The 20721-nt window shown below is 72.1% G+C and carries 16 protein-coding genes; 4 read left to right on the top strand and 12 right to left on the bottom strand.

The window, feature by feature from the left end:
- Positions 1 to 66 precede the first annotated feature (66 nt).
- The 4 genes from ACTWNK_RS09110 to ACTWNK_RS09095 all read right to left on the bottom strand — a co-directional run bounded on the left by ACTWNK_RS09110 (position 67) and on the right by ACTWNK_RS09095 (position 6452).
- Entirely contained in the window at positions 67 to 1584 is a 1518-nt protein-coding gene (locus ACTWNK_RS09110; RefSeq protein ID WP_474303428.1) for an MmpA family trehalose lipid delivery protein, read from the bottom strand.
- Positions 1581 to 3227: an arabinofuranosyltransferase AftB family protein gene (locus ACTWNK_RS09105; protein WP_474303427.1), complete on the bottom strand. Its 1647-nt coding sequence runs from the start codon at positions 3225 to 3227 to the stop codon at positions 1581 to 1583. Before ACTWNK_RS09105 ends, ACTWNK_RS09110 begins: the two co-directional genes overlap by 4 nt.
- A gap of 33 nt (positions 3228 to 3260) precedes the next feature.
- A complete protein-coding gene (locus ACTWNK_RS09100; protein WP_474303426.1) occupies positions 3261 to 5462 on the bottom strand; it encodes an acyl-CoA dehydrogenase in 2202 nt (733 codons plus the stop codon).
- Between the two features lie 90 nt (positions 5463 to 5552).
- Positions 5553 to 6452 carry a hypothetical protein gene (locus tag ACTWNK_RS09095; protein ID WP_474303425.1) on the bottom strand — a complete coding sequence of 300 codons (900 nt, stop codon included), beginning with the start codon at positions 6450 to 6452 and terminating at the stop codon, positions 5553 to 5555.
- Between the two features lie 302 nt (positions 6453 to 6754).
- Here ACTWNK_RS09095 and ACTWNK_RS09090 point away from each other — a divergent pair, with 302 nt between their 5' ends.
- Positions 6755 to 7828, top strand: coding sequence for a S1C family serine protease (locus tag ACTWNK_RS09090; RefSeq protein ID WP_474303423.1), 1074 nt, complete (start codon positions 6755 to 6757; stop codon positions 7826 to 7828).
- Here the strand turns inward: ACTWNK_RS09090 and ACTWNK_RS09085 are convergent.
- From ACTWNK_RS09085 to ACTWNK_RS09075, 3 genes are all read right to left on the bottom strand, one after another.
- Positions 7815 to 9002 (bottom strand): MFS transporter, encoded by a 1188-nt coding sequence (locus tag ACTWNK_RS09085; protein WP_474303422.1) that lies wholly within the window; start codon positions 9000 to 9002, stop codon positions 7815 to 7817. The genes ACTWNK_RS09090 and ACTWNK_RS09085 overlap by 14 nt on opposite strands.
- Before the next feature lie 69 nt (positions 9003 to 9071).
- A complete protein-coding gene (locus ACTWNK_RS09080) occupies positions 9072 to 10934 on the bottom strand; it encodes an acyltransferase family protein (RefSeq protein WP_474303421.1) in 1863 nt (620 codons plus the stop codon).
- Positions 10935 to 10956: 22 nt separating this feature from the next.
- Positions 10957 to 11406 (bottom strand): hypothetical protein, encoded by a 450-nt coding sequence (locus ACTWNK_RS09075; protein ID WP_474303420.1) that lies wholly within the window; start codon positions 11404 to 11406, stop codon positions 10957 to 10959.
- 55 nt (positions 11407 to 11461) lie between these two features.
- Here ACTWNK_RS09075 and ACTWNK_RS09070 point away from each other — a divergent pair, with 55 nt between their 5' ends.
- Positions 11462 to 12433 carry a helix-turn-helix transcriptional regulator gene (locus ACTWNK_RS09070; protein ID WP_474303419.1) on the top strand — a complete coding sequence of 324 codons (972 nt, stop codon included), beginning with the start codon at positions 11462 to 11464 and terminating at the stop codon, positions 12431 to 12433.
- Between the two features lie 49 nt (positions 12434 to 12482).
- Here ACTWNK_RS09070 and ACTWNK_RS09065 read toward each other — a convergent pair whose 3' ends face one another.
- The 4 genes from ACTWNK_RS09065 to ACTWNK_RS09050 all read right to left on the bottom strand — a co-directional run bounded on the left by ACTWNK_RS09065 (position 12483) and on the right by ACTWNK_RS09050 (position 16848).
- Positions 12483 to 13187 (bottom strand): B3/B4 domain-containing protein, encoded by a 705-nt coding sequence (locus tag ACTWNK_RS09065; protein WP_474303418.1) that lies wholly within the window; start codon positions 13185 to 13187, stop codon positions 12483 to 12485.
- 98 nt (positions 13188 to 13285) lie between these two features.
- Positions 13286 to 14410, bottom strand: a complete 1125-nt coding sequence (locus ACTWNK_RS09060) for an ARPP-2 domain-containing protein (protein WP_474303417.1) — start codon at positions 14408 to 14410, stop codon at positions 13286 to 13288.
- The gene (locus tag ACTWNK_RS09055; RefSeq protein WP_474303416.1) at positions 14407 to 15801 is read right to left on the bottom strand and encodes a hypothetical protein; all 1395 of its coding nucleotides are present in this window, start codon (positions 15799 to 15801) and stop codon (positions 14407 to 14409) included. The genes ACTWNK_RS09060 and ACTWNK_RS09055 overlap by 4 nt, the downstream gene beginning before the upstream one ends.
- Positions 15802 to 15915: 114 nt before the next feature.
- A complete protein-coding gene (locus ACTWNK_RS09050) occupies positions 15916 to 16848 on the bottom strand; it encodes a LysR family transcriptional regulator (protein WP_474303415.1) in 933 nt (310 codons plus the stop codon).
- A 72-nt stretch (positions 16849 to 16920) separates the two neighbouring features.
- Between ACTWNK_RS09050 and ACTWNK_RS09045 the strand changes: the two genes are divergently transcribed.
- Positions 16921 to 17313 carry a RidA family protein gene (locus tag ACTWNK_RS09045; RefSeq protein ID WP_474303414.1) on the top strand — a complete coding sequence of 131 codons (393 nt, stop codon included), beginning with the start codon at positions 16921 to 16923 and terminating at the stop codon, positions 17311 to 17313.
- Between the two features lie 12 nt (positions 17314 to 17325).
- On the opposite strand, the gene ACTWNK_RS09040 is transcribed toward ACTWNK_RS09045, so the two are convergent.
- Positions 17326 to 19299, bottom strand: coding sequence for a protein kinase domain-containing protein (locus ACTWNK_RS09040; RefSeq protein ID WP_474303413.1), 1974 nt, complete (start codon positions 19297 to 19299; stop codon positions 17326 to 17328).
- Positions 19300 to 19479: 180 nt separating this feature from the next.
- Between ACTWNK_RS09040 and ACTWNK_RS09035 the strand changes: the two genes are divergently transcribed.
- The gene (locus ACTWNK_RS09035) at positions 19480 to 20721 is read left to right on the top strand and encodes a hypothetical protein (RefSeq protein WP_474303412.1); all 1242 of its coding nucleotides are present in this window, start codon (positions 19480 to 19482) and stop codon (positions 20719 to 20721) included.

Genomic DNA, 20721 nt, shown 5'->3' with positions numbered 1-20721 from the left:
TATCGTCAAACCGTGATAAAGCAAGTTACCCTCCGGTATGCCAGTACCGGCAGGCGTAACCCGAGGTCACCGTCGCAACAGCAGAAGCTCGTCCCCCGCGAACACCGGCGTCCAGCCGTTCGGTGCCAAACGGAACCTGTTCTCTTTTCCGGCTATCAGGACATAGCGTGCGCCGACCGCGTCCAGCCCTTCGGCCAGCCGTCCCGAAGCCACCGCCGCGCCCATCGCCCGGCTCAGCCGATCCTCGGCCGTCACCCTGATCGTCGTGCCGTCCGGCCTGCCCACACGCAGCGTGTCGTCCCAGACCACCCGCCTGGCGAACAGCTTGGTCGCCGGGTCGAGCACCACCCGCCCGCCGTTCCACCCGAACGCCCGGTGCGCACCCCACGGCAGCGACACCAGCGTGCCCGGCGCGGGATCGGCGTCCACGATGTCGCGCACCTGACCCCACTCCCCCGGGTACGGCACCGCCTCCAGCCGCCCGAACGCGCCGAGTGCGAACGTCGGCAGCACCAGGACCGGCACGAGCACCAGCACACCGGCGGACCAGGCGGGCCGCATGCCGCGGGCGAGCCAGGCCAGCCCGAGCGCGACCAGCAGCACCAGCGGCGCCAGGTACACCTGCCCGTCCCGCAGCGGCCCGAAGCCGGGCCACCAGCCCACCAGCGCCCGCAGCAGCGCACGCCCCGGCTCGAACGCGCCGAGCGCCGCGAGGCCGAACCCGGCCGAGGCCGCCACCACCAGCCCACGGGGCCGCCCCTCCGCCCCCGCCCGCGCGAAGCCGTACAGTCCGGCCAGCACGAGGCCCACCCGGACGGCTCCCGACCACCACGTCTCCTGGCCGGGCACGGCGGCCTGCGCGTTCCACACGCCGCCGAGGCCGAGCAGGCCGCCCAGCACGCCGAAGGGGCCGTCGGCCCTGGCGGCGAACGCGTCCACGCCGTCCGGCGAGGTACGCGCGCCCGAACCGAGCGCGGGCAGCAGCCAGGGCAGGCTGAGGACGGCCAGCACACCCGCCGTCCGCACGCCCCTGCGCCACCCGCCGGACGCCAGTGCGCACGGCAGCACGGTGAGCGCCGAGATCGCCATCGCCTGGAACCCGCCGACGGCCGCGGGCAGCAGCGCCACCGCCGCACGCGGCAGCGAGAACGCACGCGCCGTCGCCGCCCGCACCGCCCACGGCAGCCCGGCGAAGCCGAGCAGCAGCGCCCACTGCCCGAGCAGCAGCCGCTGGGCCAGATAGAGGTTCCACGCGTAGCAGGCCGCCGCCACCAGCCGGGCGAGGCGATGTTCCTCCGGCACCAGCGCCGCAGCGCCCGAAGCGGCCAGGACGAAGAGGCCGAGCAGCACCCCCTTCTGCACCAGCTCCGCAGGCGCCACCCGTGCCAGCAGGGCGACGACGAAGTCGCTCGGCACCGCACGCGGGAACCCCTGCCACGGCGGCGCGAGCGGCGGCGACGGCACGAACACCATGTCGTAGCGCAGCACGAAGCCCGCTCCCAGCGCGGGCCAGAGCGCCAGCACGCCGAGCGCCAGCCCCAGCGCCGCCGGACCCAGCGCGACGGCGACGCGTGCCGCCCTCATTCCCTGCAGCCGGTCGGCCCCGCCGAGAACCTGAAGAACGTACGGCCGACCGCGCCGGTGAGGTTGGCGGTGAACCGGTCGAACGTCATCGGCTGCCTGGTCGCCTCCCGCAGTTCCCGCAGCTCCGCACCAGCCAGCTCACGCCTGGCCCCGGCCACGGCGGCGGCGAGCTTGGCATCGGCGGCCACGAAGCCGGGCGCGGCGTAGTCGGCGTAGATCCACGCGTTGGGCAGCCGCTTCTCGTGCCCGACCCGCCCGCCGCACGGCGCCCGCATGTGCGAGCCCACCGCGTTGGTCAGGCCCAGATGGTCGACGACCAGCACGTCGAGCGGCACCACCGTGCCCAGTGTGCCCAGCACATTGCCCGAGACGGCCGTGCGCGCCCCCCTGGCCGGATCGAGGGCGACGAAGGCGCCGCCGTCGACCGACAGGCCGTCCTGCTCGGCCAGGGCCGTCAGCCGGGGCGCACTCCTGATGTAGGGGCCCATCCCGACCGGATTGGCGTCGTGCACGGCGTTGACGTAGAAGCCGCGCTCGTCGGCGATCCCCTTGGGCCCGATCAGCCCGGCATAGGGCACGCGGACGAAGGCCGCGCACACCAGCGCCCAGACCAGCGTGCACGCGCACGCCACCACCGAGGGCAGCACCAGCACGGGCAGCAGCAGCAGGAAGAGCACCGGCAGCAGCATGCGCCCGTGCATGAAGTCGCCGCCGACCTTGGTCACGTACACCAGCAGCAGCAACCCCGCCACCACCGGCACGGCGGGCACCAGCCACCGCCTGCCCGAGAACGTCCTGGCCGCCGCGGCCACCAGGATGATCCCCGGCACCCACACGTAGTAGGTGTGCACGAGGTCCTCGACATAGCCGAGCCCGCGCAGCCACTGACTCTCCCCCGCCTCCTTGGCGACGGCCGTGTTGGGCACGAGCAGCCCGTAGTACCCCATCCTGAACACCTGGTACGCCAGCGGAAGCGCGAGCGCCACCCCGAGCCAGCCCAGCGCCCGCCCCTTGCCCGGCCGCCTGATCAGCACGAACGCCCCGAAGAACAGCGGAAAGGCCAGCGCCAGCTCCGGCCGTACCAGGGGCGCGAGACCGAGGACGAAGACGGCGAGCAACGGCCGGACCGTGCGCGCCTCCACCAGCAGCCACCACGACCAGGCGATCCACAGGAAGGTCAGCCCGGTCTCCAGCCCGGAGGTGAAGAAGTCCCAGAACGGCGGCAACGCCAGCACCACGAGCACGCCCGCGGGCAGCAGCACCCGGTCCGGCCCGGCCAGGCGCCTGGTGGCGTCGACGGCGACCGCCACGGCCGCGATCGAGCAGGCCAGGCCGATCGCCACGCTGATCAGCGCCGCGTCCTGACCCGAGATCCAGCCGACGGCCGCGACCAAGTACGTCCACAGCGTGCTGGTATTGGCCTCGACCCGCTCGCCCGCGTTGAACACCGGCCCGTTGCCCGCGAGCAACTGGCGTACCGTGCGCACGGCGATCAGCGCGTCGTCGGTGACCCAGCGCCGCTCCCAGCCCGCCCAGGCGGTCACGATCGCGGCCATCACGACGAGGGAGTGGTTCCAGCGGGTGATCCCACGCGGCGTCACGGCCAGGTCTGACCTCTCACCGACCGTGACAAGCGTGGACATCGAACTCCTTACCCCCTGATGTGGGGGCTAAGACTACTTGCCAGGCTCCTGATCACGAGGAAGGCCCAGCATGCGCTCGCCGATGATGTTGAGCTGGACCTCCGTCGTGCCGCCGTAGATGGTCATCGCCCTGGTGGCGAGCACCGCACGGTTCCAGTACCCGGCGTCGCCGAGATGCATGTCGGCGGCCACCACGGCCTGGGCGCCGAGCAGTTCGACGGCCGCCTCCGAGACGTGCTGGGCGTGCGAGGTGGACAGCAGCTTGCGCACCGAGGCGTCGGCGCCGGGCTCGGCGCCCGCGAGCTGCTTGAGCGTGACGCGCAACGACAGGGCGTTGATCGAATGGCCCTCGCAGACCACCTGGGCCACCAGCCCGCTCTCGGCCGGGGTGAGGTCGCGGCCGAGCCTGCCGATCAGGCCGAGCAGGTCGGGCACCGAGGCGCCGGTGCCGCCCGAGCCGGACGACAGCGACACCCGCTCGTTCGACAGCGTGTTGCGCGCCACCCGCCAGCCTTCGTTCACCTCGCCGACGACGAGCTCGTCGGGCACGAAGACGTCGTCGAAGAAGACCTCGTTGAAGAGGTTCTCGCCGGTCATCTCGGTCAGCGGCCTGACCGTGACGCCCTGGGCCTTCATGTCGACGAGGAAGTAGGTGATGCCGTCGTGCTTGGGCTTGGCCGGGTCGGTGCGGGCGATGCAGATGCCCCATTCGGCGACGTGCGCGACGGAGGTCCAGATCTTCTGGCCGTTGAGCCGCCAGCCGCCCTCGACCCGCTCGGCCTTCATCTGCAGCGACGCCAGGTCCGATCCCGCTCCGGGCTCGGAGAACAGCTGGCACCAGATCATCTCGCCGCTCAGGGTGGCCGGGAGGAACCTGTCCTGCTGCTCCTGGGTGCCGTAGGCGGCGATCGAGGGCACCACCCAGGCGCCGATGATCATCTGGGGCGTCCTGACCTTGGCCGCCCTGAGCTCCTGCTGGATGAGCACCTGCTCAAGCGGCTTGGCGTCCCTGCCCCACGGCCTGGGCAGGTGCGGCATGACGAATCCGGCAGCCGCCAGCGCCCGCTTCTGGTCCTTGCCCTCGAGTACGGCGATCGCGGCGATCTCGGCCCTGATTCCGGCCCGCAGCGCCTCGGCCTCCTCCGGCAGGTCGATCTCCATGTCACGGGAGACGCCCTCAAGGGCGAGCGAGGTGACGGCCGATGCCCACTCGGCGGCGGGGCCGAGCAGCGCCCTGAGCGTGAGCGCCCTGCGGTAGTACAGGTGGGCGTCGTGCTCGAAGGTGTAGCCGATGCCGCCGAAGATCTGGATGGCGTCCTTGGCGCACTGCACGGCGGCGTCGGGCGCCATGACACCGGCCACGGCCGCGGCATAGTCGAGCTCCCTGCCCTCCTGCGCCCTGGTGGCGTCCCACACGGTGGCCCTGGCCTGCTCCAGTGCGACGAGCATGCGCGAGAGCTTGTGCTTGACGCCCTGGAACTGGCCGATCGGCCTGCCGAACTGCACACGCACCTTGGCGTAGTCGGCGGCGGCCCTGACACACCACGCGGCCAGACCGGCCGCCTCGGCGCCGAGCAGGATCGCGGCCAGGTTGAGCACGGCCGGGCCCTCGACGCCGTCGAGCACACGCTCGGCCGGGACGCGCACGCCCGCCAGCTCCACCTTGGCGACCTGCCGGGTGAGGTCGAGCGAGGCGAGCGGGGTGATCAGGGCGGTGCTCGCGTCGAGTGCGATCCATTCCTCGCCCGCCTCGGTGCCGACCGGCAGCACGAGCACGTCGGCCAGGGCCGCGCCGAGCACGGGCTCGGCCGTACCCGAGACGACGAGGGCGCCGTCGTCGCCGCGCACACCGGTGAGCGCGCCGGTCAGGGCGACGGCGCCGATGCGCGAGCCGTCGGCGAAGCCGGGCAGCAGTTCGGCCCTGGCCTTGCCCTCGGCGGCGAGCACGACGGCCGAGGCCAGCACGCTCGGCACGTAGGGGCCGGGCGCCACGCGCTCGGCGAGCGCCTCGACGGCGACGGCGCACTCCAGCAGGCCGTAGCCGGAGCCGCCGAGCTCCTCGGGCAGGTGCAGGCCGAGCAGGCCCTGGTCGGCGAGGCCGGTCCAGAACGCGGGGCGTTCGGCTCCGGCGGCCCCCACCGCGGCACGCAGCACCTCGGCCGGAATGGCGCGCTCGGCCCAGCCGCTCACCGACTCGCGCAGCGCCTCGTGCTCCTCGCTCAACCCGATCGCCATGATTCACCCTCCGGGCGGTTCCAACGGTTCTACAGAACCATATTCTAGAACCTCCGTCTGCGTACAGCGGTGCCGGAGCGTGTCCCGGCCTCAGATCCGGCGTACCCCTCCGACCAGCGTGTTCAGATCACGCCACTGCGTCCTGCGCGTGTCGGGGATCGAGGCCAGCAACATCGCGGGCTTGCGCTTGCCGACGTCCACCACGGCGACCATGGCCTGCGACGACCTGGCCGTGCCGTCGACCTCGTAGCTGACCAGATAGCCCAGGACCCAGCCCTTGCCCTTGGCCAGCTTCTGCGAGGCGGTCCACGTCACCGTGCTGCCCGCCGGATGCTGGGTGCGCACCGACCAGCGCGCCGCCACGACCGCGGCCTCGCGGAAACCGGCGTCGTCGACCGGCCTGGCCGTCAGCCCGTCGCCGGGCAGCAGGGCCGAGGCGATCATCGTGTGCGGCTGTGCGACCTTGCCCACGCGCTGGGCGACCACGAACGGCGCGTACGACTTCAGCTGCCACGGCCTGCCGAGCCTCGGATAGCTGATCCCGGTCTTGCGATCGGTGACCCGCCCGGCCACCGCCGACGCCTTGCCGGGCAACACCTCGAACACCCGGCTCTCCGGCACCGGGGGAAGCGCGGCCGCCCCCGGCCCCGAGGCGGAGGGCGCGTCGGAGACCGGCAGCCCCTGCGACTCCTGCGGCCCCTTGGGCTCGTCGCCCGAGAACAGGACGAAGATCAGCACGACAACGATCACCGTGACCACGGCGGCGCCGAGCGCGTAGGCGGCCTTGATCGGGATGTCGCCGATCTGGGTCATCAGCCCGCGCTTGGGCGGAGGCGGCCGATACAGCCCTGCGGACGGCGGCCTGGGCAGATCGCCGGTGCGTTCGCCCGCCTGCTGGTCGAGCGGTCCCGGCTGCCGCGGTCGCTGCAGGGGGAATCGAGGGGAGACCTCCTTCGCCGACGACCCCGCCTGGGCCGGCGGTCTGACCAAGGGCTTCGGCCTCCTCACCTCCCGTGTGCTCTCTCCGGCCTCCTGTGCGGGGGTCGCGGGCTCGACACGGGTGAGAGGGGCCGTCGTCGCCTCAAGGGAGGGGTCATGGCGCTCCGGCCGAGATTTGTCCGCCATAGCTGGCAGATTACGTGACTTTCGGCGACTGGGATCGCCGCACGTGTCCGCTACCGCGAGGCCCGGCCGCCCACCTTCGCGGGCAGGCGGCGTGTCTTCCCTTGTGAAACGGGCAATTCTTCCCCAAGAGCCCGAAGGCCAATCCCCAGCCGGGCAGGTAGCCAGGCATGAGGATGATCGCAGCATGCCTGGCCGCCACCGCCCTGCTCGCCGCGGGATGCGGCTCGAACACCTCGGGGAGCACAGCCGCGACCCCGGCCTCGTCGACGACGCCCACCGCGACCGCCACCCAGGCGGCTCCCGCGCCCGACTCCCTTGAGGCGACCTACGAGCAAGTCATCGCGAAGGTCCTGCCGTCGATCGTGCAGATCACCACGAAGGTCGGACTCGGCTCCGGCATCGTCTTCGACACCGCCGGGCACATCATCACCAACGCCCACGTCGTGGGCCAGGCCACCGAGTTCGAGGTCACACTCGCCACCGGCGGCACGGCGAGGACGGCCAAGCTCGTGCAGTCCTTCCCCCAGGGCGACCTGGCCGTCATCAAGGTCGACGACCCGACCGGGCTGAGCCCCGCGACGTTCGGCGACTCCAGCAAGCTGCGCGTCGGCCAGATCACGATGGCGATGGGCAATCCGCTCGGCCTGTCCGGCAGCGTCACCCAGGGCATCGTCTCGGCGCTCGGCCGCACGGTCAGCGAGCCGCAGAGCGCCGGTTCGCCGGGGGCGACGATCTCCGACGCCATCCAGACCTCGGCCGCGATCAACCCGGGCAACAGCGGCGGCGCGCTCGTCGACCTGACCGGTCAGGTGATCGGCATTCCGACGCTGGCGGCCACCGACCCCGAACTCGGCGGCGGCGCGGCCCCCGGCATCGGGTTCGCGATCCCGAGCAACACCGCGACCGACATCGCCGGGCAGATCGTCAAGGACGGCAAGGTCACCAACACCCGCAGAGCCGCGCTCGGCATCACCGCCCGCACGGTCGTGGGCGAGGACCAGCGGCCCGCGGGCGTCGGCGTGGTCCGCGTGACCGACGGCGGCGGGGCGCAGAAGGCCGGTATCAAGCCGGGCGACGTGATCGTCAGGGTGAACGGCACGCCGACGCCGACCATGACCGCCCTGTCGGAGGTCCTGGCCCCGCTCGCCCCCGGCGACCAGGTCCAGGTCGACCTCCTGCAGCCCCCGAACGGCCAGACCACCACGGTCACCGTCACGCTCGGCGAACTCACGGCCGACTAGCGTCCGCGGCCCGCTCCCCCCTGCCGGTCAGCGCCGGGTACAGCACCGCCGTCGCCACCAGCGACGCCACACCCGCCAGCGCCATCGCCGTCGAGGCGGGCACGAACTCGGCCAGCGTGCCCGTCCCCGACGCCGCCAGCGCCTGCCCGGCCATGGTGCCGCTGCCCGCCAGCCCGAGCGCCTGCCCCCTGATCCGCTCGGGCACCGCCTCGACATACCTCTCCTGCGTGCCCAGATGCGCCGCGAACCCCACCGACGCCACCGCCACCAGCACCACCGCCACACCGGGCCCGGGCACGAACACGAACGCCAGGTACGGCACGGCCAGCAGCACGAACAGCGGCACGGCCAGCCGTACGCGCTGGGCGGGTGTGCTCCAGCGGCCGATCACCAGGTCGCCCAGGAGCATGCCGCCCGCCGCCGCGATGAACAACGCGCCCGCCGAGTCCCCCGCGTACGGCACGAACAGCGCCTCGGCCCCCACGACCAGCCCGTTGGGCACCCACTGCACGAGCAGCAGCCCGCGCATACGCCGGTCGCCTAGCAGTTCCCTGTTGACCGCCATGACCTCACGCCGGCTCACCCGTCCCACCACCCGGGCCGGACGCCGCCGCAGCCCGCACCGCTCGACGAGGGCGACCAGCACGCCGAGCCCGGCCCCCGCCCACAGGGCGGCATGCGCCCCGACGGCGGCCAGCAGCACGCCTCCGGCGGCGAACCCGGCGATCTGCATGGCGCCGACCGCGATGTTGAGCGCCGAGCGCCCGAGCACGAACCCGTTGCCCGGCAGCAGGTCGGCCACCAGCGCCGTGCGGGCGCCGTTCGCGACCGCGTCGACGAACCCGCAGGCCATCACCAGCGCCAGCATCCCCCACACCGGCAGCACCCCGGCCGCGAGCACCGCGACCGCCCCCGCCCGGACCAGGCTCCACCCGACCAGCAGCGCACGGGGCGGCAGCCTGTCGGCCAGCGCGCCGATCGTCAGCGCCCCGACGGCCTGCGGCAGGAACCCGGCCAGATAGGCGAGCGCCGCGAGGAACGGCGACCCGGTGTGGGCGTAGACGAGTGTGGACAGGGCCAGGCCCGCCATCGTCTTGCCCGCGACACTGACGGTCTGGCCCGCGAACAGGGCCCTGAACTCGCCCACGGCGAAGAGCTCACGATAGGTCTGCACGCCGGTGAGCATGGGCCGGGCGACGCCTCCCACGCGAGAGTTTCGGTTGCGGACGAAACCAACGCCCGGTTACCAGCCGGTGGCGCGCTCGATCTCCTCGCGCAGGGCCGGGGCGAGGCTCCTGGCGAAGGTGGCGGTCATGTGGCCCTTGTCGGAGTAGACCAGCAGGTCGCCTATGACCGAAGGGCAGCTGTCCCCCGGGCACACGGTGGCGGTGAAGTCGGCGACCCTGACGTTGCGCGGCACCCGCGTCAGCGGCGAGGTCGCGGCCAGGCTCCGCGACCTGGGCGCCGTGCAGGCGGCCCGGCCCTTCGTCTCGACGCACTCGGGCGGGTCGAAGCCCATCCTGGGCGTGTCCCTGATGGCCAGCACCTTGACGCCCATCCGGCCGAGTTCGCGCCAGCGCTCGACATAGCCGCCGGGCAGCGTCTCGCCCTTGGCGAACTCGCTGGAGACGGTGCCGGTCGTGACCAGCAGGTCGGGTTCGAGCGCCGCCAGCTTCGCGAGCACGCCGCGCTGCCACTCCTCGCAGGAGGGCTGCGGCCTGCCCTGGTAGAGCTGCGGCCCGGTGGACAGCGAGCACGCGCCCTTGGTGATGTTGACGATCCGCCAGCGGTTGGCCTCGGCCAGGGCGTGCAGGGCGGGGAACCAGTGCGCGGCATGCGAGTTGCCGACCAGCGCGATCGTCCGCACCGGTGTCTTCGAGCCGTAGTCGCAGGCCAGCACCTCGCTCTTCTGCGTCACCTGGTTGCACCCGTCGGCGTAGGTGATCGGCCTGTCCCTGGCCGCCGTCGCGGGCGAGGGGGTCAGTCCGGCCTTCTGCTCGGCCTGGGCCGGCCATGCCACCACGAGGGCCACGACCGGCACCAGGCTCGCCGGTCCCACCCACACCTTCGCGTTGCGCGTCAGCCAGGTCGTCGCCGCGGCCAGGGCGAACGACACGGCCAGGATGAACACGACGCCCTTCCAGCTCGCCCCGGTCCTGCCGGTCTGGGCCAGATAGAAGATGAAGATCGGCCAATGCCACAGATAGAGGGCGTAGGAGATGCTCCCCACGTACATCAGCGGCCTGAGCGTCAGCAGCCGATCGGCGCCGAACCTGCTGCCCGTCGCCCCGGCCACGATGATCGCCGCCCCGGCCAGCGTCGGCCACAACGCCGCATAGCCGGGAAAGACCGTCGAGACCTGTAGCAGCAGCCCGCACGACACCAGCGCGACCAGCCCCGCCCACCCGAGCACGACCGCGAACGCCCTGCCGACCCTGATGTACGGCAACGCCAGCGCGAGCAGCCCGCCGAGCGCGAGCTCCCACAGCCTGGCGCCGGTGTCGAAGTAGGCCCACTGCTGGTCGGCCCCGGTCCTGACGACGGAGTAGGCCAGGCTCAGCACGAACACCAGCCCGATCGCCCACCCGAACCACCTGCGCCCGAAGACCAGCAGCAGGACCGGCCACAGGAGGTAGAACTGCCCCTGGATGGCCAGCGACCAGAAGTGCTGCACGGGCGAGGCGGCGGCGCCGCCCGCCAGGTAGTCGACGGCGGCGACGGCGAGCGACCAGTTCTCGTAGTACAACGCCGAGGCCAGCACCTGCGGCAACGTGTCGTGCCAGCGCGTGCTCGGCAGCCACAGCACCATGCCGCCGAGCACACCGAGCAGGGTCAGCGAGGCGAGCGGCAGCAGCCGCCTGGCCAGCCTGGCCGCGTAGGCGGGCACGTCCAGGCGCTTGCGCAGCAGCGAGCCCGTGATGAGGAACCCGGTCAGCATGAGGAAGACGTCGACGCCGCCCGACACCCGCCTCGGCCAGATGTGGTAGATCACCACGAGCAGCACCGCGACCGCCCGCAGCCCTTCGATCTCGGGCCGATGCTTCCGTACGGGCGCCCCCGTCTCTGGACGGACCGGGGCGAGAAGGGCATGCCGGGGAGCTGACACGAGTGTCGAGGCTACCCGTAGATCACGCGCGGGTGAACTCCATGATCCAGTTGATCTCCCAGGTCCGCCCCTCGTCGACCGAGAACGCCTGCTCCCAGCGCGCCCCCTCCTGACTGATGTCCGACCAGACGAAACGCACCTTGACCGGCGTGCCCTCGTACTCGTCGTCGCCGTGGAACTCGCCCCTGCCGCCGTCGAACCCGCCCACAACCGGCGGGAACAGCGTTCCGGTGCGGCTGCTGGCCCAGTGCAGCGCCCACTGCCCGCTGTCCGGGTCGCGCAGGCGCAGGGTGATACCGGCCCAGCCCTTGGTCGGGAAGACGATCTCCTCGAAGCTGGCGGCGCCGTCGAAGTGCGTGGACGCCTGGACCAGCCCGGGGAACTCCTCCCAGTCGTCCGCCCCCTTCAACAGCGTGCCGAGCCTGCGGTTGACCACGTGGAAGGAGCCTCTGAGAAAGTCGAAGTCGCTCATGTCCGGGAAGGTATGCCCGCATCACTGACACCTTTTGTCAGCGACAATGGCCGTCATGCGCGCGAGCCGACTCGTCTCGATCATCCTGCTGCTGCAGACCAGAGGCCGTATGACCGCGGCCGAACTGGCCGAACGCCTGGAGGTCTCGGTCCGCACCATCTACCGCGACGCCGAGTCCCTGCACGCCGCCGGAATCCCCCTGTACGGCGACGCGGGCCCCTCGGGCGGCTACCAGCTGCTCGGCGGCTACCGCACGAGGCTGACCGGCCTGACGGCGGACGAGGCGGAGTCGCTGTTCCTGGCCGGGATGCCGGGGCCCGCCGCCGAGCTCGGTCTCGGCTCGGTCGTGACGGCGGCCAGGCTCAAGCTGATGGCCGCACTGCCCGCCGAGCTGCGCGACCGTGCGGGCCGGATCGGCGAGCGGTTCCATCTGGACGCGCCCAGCTGGTACCGCGAGGGCGACAGCTCGCCGTACCTGGGGGCCGTGGCCGACGCGGTGTGGAACGCGGTGGCGGTCGAGGTGCGCTACCGGCGCTGGCGGGCGCCGCAGGAGGTGACGCGGGTGCTCGAGCCGCACGGCCTGGTGAACAAGGCGGGGCGGTGGTACTTCGTGGCCAGGGCCGAAGGCAGTCAGATGCGTACCTATCGGGTCTCGCAGCTGCTAGATCTGGCCGCGCTCGGGCCCTTCACCCGGCAGGAGGGGTTCGACCTGGCCGCCTACTGGAGCGGGTACCTCGCCGAGTTCCAGGCCAGGCTGCATGTGGGCGAGGCCGTCGTCAGGCTCTCGCCCGAGGCGGTGCGGCGGCTGCCCGACGTGCTCAACGAGGTCGTGGTCAAGGCGGCGCTGGCCAGTGCCGGGGCCCCCGACGCCGATGGCTGGACGACGGTGACGGTCCCGATCGAGTCGGTCGAGCACGCGCTGGGCGAGCTGCTCAGGCTCGGCCCCGAGGCCCAGGTGCTGTCGCCGCCGGAGCTGCGGACCAGGTTCGCCGAGACGGCCAGACGGCTGCTCGCCCTCTACCCGTAGGTTTCGAGGGGCCTGAGCGCTCTACCCGCAGGTTTCCGGGAAGGGACGCTCACCAGCTGAACCTGGGCGCCGACGCGCTCAGCACCGCGCAGGACGGCCTGCCTCCCCATACCGCCGTGATCTCGTCGACGACGGTCGCGACCAGCTTGGGCAGGTCGGAGGGCGCGGAGGCGTGCACCGCCTCGGCGACGATCAGCACCTCGGCCGTCGAGTCGCGCACCGCCGACAGGCCGCTCTGCCGGTTCGTCCAGCGCCTGGCATGCGCCGCGCCCGCCTCGTCCGCGAAGATCACCTCGCCGGTCTCGGGATGCTCGACCTCTCCCGAAAACGTGAGGTAGCGCTCGTCGCCGTCCGCGTGGCGCACCTGGAGGCCGCCGGTCAGCCGGGCCACGTCGAACACCCCCACCGGGATCGCGAACGCCATCGAGATCGCGTTGCACAGGTCGATCAGCGGATGGATGCTCGGCAGCGCCGACTCCTTGCGGAACCTGCGCAGCAGCGACTCCGACGCGCAGCGGTACTGGGTGGGCTTCAGGCCCATCGCGGAGAAGGTCTGCCGCCAGGCCTGGATCTCCGGAAAGGACGCCTCCGTGCCGGTGGCCAGCCGCGCCGAGGTCGTCGCGTCGAGCCTCTCGACCGGTCCGGACACGGAGGCGTCCTTGGTGACCCCCTCGACATGGATCGCCCCCGCCACGAGCGTGGGGTGGGCTGACCAGATCGCTGGGGAGTGCTGCACGTACATCAGGTGGTTCACCGATCGGCTCGACGGGGGCGGCTGTTTCGGTCTCTACCCTGCCCGTCGATTGGTCCGTTCGGTAGGTCCATTTCAGCCTTGGAAACCAGGTCCAATCGTCAGCGGCGTGCGGCCTTGCGGTAGCCGTCCAGGACGTCCTGGCGCAGCAGATGGCCGAAACCCGCACGTTCCAGGCGCAGGCCGAGTGCGGCCTCGTCCAGGCCCAGCGACCTGGCGCTGTCGGGCAGGTTCCAGTCGTAGGCGGCCAGCGTGGTCAGCAGGGCTCCCCTCCTGGTCTGCGCCTCCGACAGCCGATACGTCTTCAGATAGGCCATGCGCCCGTCCGCATCGGTGATCACCTCACCGATGTGGTTGCCCTCGTGCCGTACGAAGGCGGGCAGGAACCTGCGCAGGGTGAAGCGGCCCATCCGGTAGGCCCTGCGGACCTGGCCCGGCTCGCGCGGCAACTCGGCGGCCATGACCTCGTCGTGGAAGGCGGCCCACTCCCGCTCGGCCGCCTCCGCCCCGGCCCGCAGGTCGGCGAGCGAGTCGACCGCGCTCTCGTCGATCACGACCGGGAAGTCGGCGACGGGCGCGTGCCCGGCGTAGTGGTGGATCAGCTCGCCGTACAGGTCGTGCAGGAGCGTCGGGTGCAGCGCCCGGTAGTCGTCGGGGTGCGGCACGACGAAGGCACTGGCCAGCGCGTCGCCCACATAGAGCAGCAGGCCGCACTGACCGCGATGGATCTCGAACACCCGCAACGCGTCGTCCAGGCCGCGCACGTGCGCGCCGCCGAGCGCCTCCTCCAGCCTCGGCGTCAGGCCGTTGGTGACCGCACGGCGCGCCCACTGCTCCCAGGCGATCGGCGGGCCGCCGAAGTGCAGGGCGAGGAAGCCTTCGAGGGCCAGGTGCAGCGGCAGGAAGCGCAGCCTGCCCGGCTGCTCGCGCCTGGCCATACGCCGCCCGAACCGCAGTCCCATGACCGAGGCGGGCTCGCCGAACTGCGTGCCGTACGCCGCCGCCGGGGTGCCGTCGGAGGTCCAGGAGGCGACGAACGCATGGGGGACGTAGGCCGTGTACGTCGCGCGGTCGGGCAGGGCGACCATGGCGAGTTCGTCGCCGTAGAGCCTGGCGTGCAGTCTGAGGTCCTCGATCGGCTGCTCGCGTACGAGAGGGACCAGCCGGATCGAGCCCCACGTCTGGGCGGCCCTCGTCGTCAGGCCGGTGAAGTCGACGACCGTCATGTCATGGCCCGTGCCCTTTCGGTGAGGTAGGTCCGGAGTTCGGCCATGCTCGTCCGGCCGCCCGCGAACCTGGCCAGCTCCACCAGCACCGGCAGGTCCTCGGCGTCGCGGATACCGGCCGTGGGCACGCCGGGCGACAGTCTGCGCACGTCGAGCCGCTCGGCGTCGAAGACCGGATTGAGGTGCACGACGTCCGGGCTCGGCGCCCCGTCGCGTCCGGCCAGCCGCAGCCGCCACACACGCAGCACCTCGGCGGCCAGGCCCGGCGGCGCGTTGTCCCAGCCGTCGGACACCACGACCACCCGGTCGGGCCGCCACTGCAGCGCCTCGACGATCCGCACGCCGAGCGCCGTCGGGCCGATCGGCCTGGCCAGCAGCGGATCGGCACGGCGCGAGACCCACAGGTCGAGGTAGTCGCCCGCCAGCGCCCGCAGCAGGTGATGGCAGGCCAGCGCCACCGCCAGCGGACGACGGCGCTTCACCGGCGAGCCGAAGGAGGAGAAGCTGTCGTCGAGCACCGCCGCGACCCGCCCCCACGTGCCCGCACGCGCGCCCGCCACCCGCACGGCCGCCGCGCGCAGCGCCGCCGTCAGCTCCCGCCTGCGCTCCTCACGCTCGGCCATCGGCAGCGCCAGCACGTAGGAGGCCAGCCTGACCAGCGGCATCGCCGCCAGATCGGCCTGCGTGTCCACCCCGCTGCGCCCGGCCGCCCGCTCCAGCCTGAGCCGCTCCAGCCTGGTCAGCCTCGGCGCGATCTTCTCGAGGAACACCTCGCGCGAGATCCCGTGCCTGGCGGCGAAGCCCTCGGCGACCGAGTACGGCAGGTCGTAGATCGCACTCTTGTCGTAGTGCGCCCTGCGCCAGGTCTCCAGGATCGGCGTCCGGAAGGAGCCCTTGGCGGCACGGCCGAACAGGAACGCGCCCAGCTCGCCCGGCGGCTTGAGATGCGCGTGCCGTACGGCCCGGCTGAGGGCGCCTCGGTACTTGACCGCGTCGAAGGCCAGGTCGGGGCGGGCCGCCAGCCAGTCGCGCATGATCGCCCTGGTCCGCCTGTTGTTCACGCCGTCGCGGCGAAGCGCGCCGAACAGCCGGTACACGCGCTGCGGCGCCATCCTGGCCAGCCGCTTGGCGATCAGCTCGCCGTCGCCCGAGCCCGGTGTGCTCAGCAGGTTGGCGATGATCAGCGCGGCATTGTGGTCGTTGATCTCCAAGGCCAGCATCGACGCGTAGACGTCCGGGTAGTTGCCCTGCACGTAGCGGTGCAGGAAGTCCAGCGAGAGCCGCTGCTCCTCGCCGGTGCCGTGGAACTCGCGCTGTCCCGTCGAGGCGATCGCCGCGCCCGCGAACAGCAGCACGTCCTCGCACTCGATCAGGTCGACGTCACTCGTCATCGCCTCTCCCCTGGATGCGGCCGGCCGGGGAAGAGGGGCACGATCTGCGAATCATCGTGGTTCAAACGGGTTCCGGAAGTCGCACCTGAGTCCCGCGACCGGCCTGCTCGGACCCTACAACGCCCGGGTACGGCGGGGCGAAAGGATATCCGGGGCGCCGATCGTCTCCAGCAGACGCCCGACCAGCGGGTCCGGCGCGCCCGCACGCCAGGCCACCGCCACCCGGGTACGCGCCCCTCCCGGCTCCACCGGCCGGAAGGCGACTCCCCTGAGCCTGATCCTGCGGATGCCCGCGGGCGCGATCGACACGCCGAGCCCCGCCTCCACCAGCGCGCACACGGTCTGCCACTCCACCGCACGCTGCACCACGACCGGCGTGAACCCCCCGGCGGCGCACAGCGCGACGATCTGGTCGTGCAGCCCGGCCCCGGCCGCACGCGGCAGCAGGACGAACCCCTCACCCGCCAGCGCGCTCACCGGCACCCGCCGCAGCCCCGCCAGCGCGTGCCCGGCGGGCAGCACCGCCACGAACGGCTCGGCCAGCACGGTCCTGAACGCCAACTCCTGCTCACCCGGCCGTTCGGGCGGCTCCCGCAGCAGCCCGACATCGATGCCGCCCTCGCGCAGCGCGGTGAGCTGCGGTGTGGTCGTCATCTCGTGGATCTCCAGGTGGACGCCCGGCCAGCGCTCCCGATGGGCACGCAGCAGGCCGGGCAGCACGGTCAGCGCCAGCGACCCGGCGAACCCCAGCCGCAGCCGTCCCGCCTCTCCCCTGCCCGCCGCCCGCGCCGCCGCGAGCCCGTCGGCCACCTCGCCGAGCGCCCGCCGCGCGGCCGGGAGCAGCCGCCTGCCCGCCGCCGTGAGCGCGACCCGCCCCGGCGGCCTGGTGAACAGCGCGTGCCCGACCCGTTCCTCCAGGCGCCTGATCTGCTGGCTCAGCGGCGGCTGCGCGATGCCGAGCCGCTCGGCCGCATGACCGAAGTGGAGCTCCTCGGCCAGGACGACGAAGGTGTGCAACTGCGCGAGAGGCAGTTCGGGACGCTCCATACGCCTAGAGATATCAAACTATGTCGTGAGATGTCTTAGACGTATCGCGCCTGGTCACCTAACCTGCCACCCATGACCGAGCGATATGCGATCCTCAGCGGTTCCACCTTCGAGCAGCAGATCGGCTATGCCAGGGCCGTCGTGGACGGCGACCGCATCCACGTGTCCGGCACGACCGGATACGACTACGCCACCATGACGATCTCCGACGATGTCGTCGAACAGGCCGAGCAGTGCCTGCGCAACATCGAGTGGGCCCTGAAGGAGGCCGGGTCCTCGCTGGCCGACGTCGTCCGCGTCCGCTACCTGCTGGCCGACCGCGCCGACTTCGAACCCTGCTGGCCGGTGCTCCGCCGTACGTTCGGCGCGGTCCTTCCCGCCGCCACCATGATCGTATGCGGCTTCGCGGACGCGGCCATCCGCATCGAGATCGAGGTCGACGCCCGGCGCGGGAGCGCGTCGTAGGTCAGCCGTAGCTCACTTGCGCCAGACGCGTCCGAAGAAGGCGAAGCTCGTGTCGCCCGGCGTCCTGGTGGGAAGCGCATTGATCCTCAGTGCCGCGTAGCGGCCCTCCCTGCTGCGGGCGCAGAGCTGACCGCCCTCACGCAGGTCGGCGAAGTCGACGCGTCGCACCCAGGTCCGGATCTCGGCGCAACGGCCGAGCGTGGCGTCGGGCGCGGCCTCGATCCGTGCCAGCAGGGCGGCGCCGGCCGTGCGGAGGTGGTCGCGTTCCATCCACAGGTCGCCGTTCGGTGCGCTGGCCGGGTTGTCGAGCTCCTGCCGCCAGTAGTCGATCTCCACGGATCCGTAGCCCGGTTTGTCGGCGCTCAGTTCTACGTCCCGCTGCTGGTTGATGATGCCTGCGGGGGCTTTTGGGGGTGGCTGGTTCTTTTGGGGTTGGGGGGTTTTCGGGGGTTGGCCGGTCTTGGGGGGTTGGCCGGTCTTGGGGGGTTGGTCGGTCTTCGGGGGTTGGCTGGTCTTGGGGCGGGGGCTTTGCTGCGGGGTGGCGGGGGCGTGGTTGCCCGGATCGTACGTACCTCCTGAGGGTCCCGGCTTTTGTCCGGATATTTCCCGATATGCGATGTCAGCCACCCCGCGCTCCGGCCCGCCGTACACCTGGACCACCGTCACGGTCACCGAGACGGACACCGTCACCGACACCACGCCGAGCACCACCACCCCAGGCCGGCCAAGACGCGGCCCGCGACGACGCCCCCGGCTGCCACGACCGCCCCGGCGCTCACGGTGCCGGAGTGAGGCGGCGAGCACGGTGCGGCTGTCGGACTCCTCGTGGAGCGCTCCAGGCAGCCAGGCGGCCTCGGCCCCCGGCGACAGGCCCTGGCACAGGCGTACCACCTGCTCGGCCGTCGGCCGATCGGCCGGGTCCTTGCGCAGGCAGCGCGAGATCAGGTCGAGCAGGGTGGGATCCTCGATGCCGGACAGGTCGGGCGGCTGTTCGAGCACGCGCCGCAGCACCGCCTGCTCGCTCGGCCCCTCACCGAACGGCGAACGCCCGGTCAGCGCGTAGCCGAGCAGGGCGCCCAGCGAGAACACATCGGCCGCACTCCCGCCACGCCGGTCGTCGACGATCTCCTCGGGCGCCATGAACGACGGCGTGCCCACCCGCTGCCCGGCCGTCGTCAGCCGGGTGCCGTCGAGCGCCCTGGCTATGCCGAAGTCAATCAGGTGCGGCCCCTCCGAGGTCAGCAGGACGTTGGCCGGTTTGAGATCGCGGTGCACGATCCCGGCGGCGTGCACCGCGGCCAGCGCCTCGGCCAGGGCCAGCGCCATCCTGGCCACGACCGGCGCGGGCAGCGGCCCGCCGAGCGCGAGCGCCTCACGCAGGGAGGGGCCGGGCACATAGGCGACCGCGAGCCAGGCGGGGCCTTCGACCGGATCGGGATCGGCGTCGACGTACGGCGGCACCCGCGGATGGCTGATGGCCATGGCCGTCCGCACCTCGCGGGCGAAGCGCCGTCTGAACACCGGGTCGTCGGCCAGCTCCGGCCTGATCACCTTGACCGCCGCGACCTGGCCGTCGTCGCGTGCGCCCAGGTACACCCGGCCCATCGCGCCCTCGCCCAGCCTCGCCCACAGCCGGAACCTGCCGATCCTGCGTGGCTCCCGCTCCTCCAGCGGTCTGACCGTCGCCGCGATGTCGCGCTCCTTGGCGGCGTAGTGCAGGGCGCGGGCCTGACGCCAGCGGCGCTGCACCTCGGCCAGCAGGTCGGCGTCGGCGTCGCACGCCCGGACATAGGCCAGCACGATCGGCCAGGTCGGCAGGACCCGGCCGCCGTCGGCCTCGGCGAGCCGCGAATGCGAGACGTGCACCGCCTTGGCCATCTGACGGTACGAAGGACGTCCGGCCTCGTCCCTGATCCGCCTGAGCTCGGCGGCGAACGCTTCGACAGGGCCGTCCTCGGGGTGCAACGGCGTTTTCGCGCGACCCAACCCAGCCTCCTGCGAGCGGCCAAATCCGGGGAACGCGGCAAAGCCTACCCAGCCGACGCCCGGCGCCGCCCCCGATGTCCGGGAATCGTGCGGGAGACGTACGGCCCCCTTCAGGACAATGCGCCCGGCTTCTACACCTGGTGGAGCAACGGTTCCCGTACCTCACCAGGAAGGCATGACATGTCCCCCACCTCCAGGCGCGCCACGGCGTCCCGGCTGACCTCCGCCGTGCTCGCCACCGCGATCAGCCTCGGCGCCCTCACCGTCCAGCCGCCCGCCGCCACCGCCCAGAGCACGGCCGCCTGCCCCTCGGGCCAGGTCTGGTACCAGGCCAACCCCACCGGCAACCACACCTGCGTCTTCCCGATGGCCGTCGGCCGCAGGATGACACCGTTCGACCCGGCCAGGCACGGCTTCAAGTTCGTCAACACCTTCCAGAGCCAGCCGGTCGCCGAGATCCGCTTCGGCGGCCTGTGCGGCGGAATGTCCTATGCGGCCCTCGACCACTACTTCTCCAACATGCGCATGCCCACCCAGGACACCATCCCGGCCGACGGCTCCCCCCTTCACCGCTACCTGTACGACCGGCAGATCCAGTCGATCACCCCGAACCTCGACAAGTGGACCGAGCTCACCGTCAACCCGTTCGGCTGGCGCAACCGCGAGTTCTTCAACTGGGGGCTGCAGGGCTTCGGCGGCGGCCGGTTGCAGCAACTGCGCGAGAACATCGACGCCGGCCGTCCGGTCGCACTCGGCCTGTTCAAGCCGACCGGCAACATCCTCGGCCCGCACCACCAGGCCATCGCCGTCGGCTACGAGCTCGGCAGGTACGCCGGGGATCTCGGCCAGTACAAGACCGACCTGAAGATCTACGTGGCCGACCCGAACTACCCCGGCCAGATCGTCACCATGGTGGCCAGGCCCGACCTCGACACCTACACCTACCTGGAGCACCCCTCCAAGACCTGGCGCACCTACTTCCTGGACACCCGCTACCAGGTACGGCGCCCGCCGGTCTTCACCAACCCGCCCGCGAACCCGCCCGCCGACACCGTCAACGAGATCCTCCTGCGCATCGACACCGGCGCCGACGACCTGCGCGGCGGCAACGACAACGTCAACGCCACCATCTCGGTACGCGGCCAGGCCCCCATCACCGTCACCAACCTCAACCGCAGCGCCCGCTGGATCGGCTGGAACCCCCAGACCGTCCGCGTACCGCTCGGCCGTACCGTGCCGGTCAGCGCCCTGACCCGGCTCGACCTCACCACGACGTTCGGCGGCGGCCTCGGCGGCGACAACTGGAACATCGACGCCCTCCTCGTCACCACCCCCCAGGGCAAGGTCTATTACCACGGCACCGGCACCCCCCTCGTCCGCCTCACCGCCGACCACCGCACCTTCACCGCCCCCCTCTCCTGA

The sequence above is a fragment of the Nonomuraea sp. IBHARD001 genome (assembly GCF_056106265.1).
Note: the sequence above shows the minus strand (reverse complement) of the source record. Positions and strands in the feature narration are given on the sequence as shown.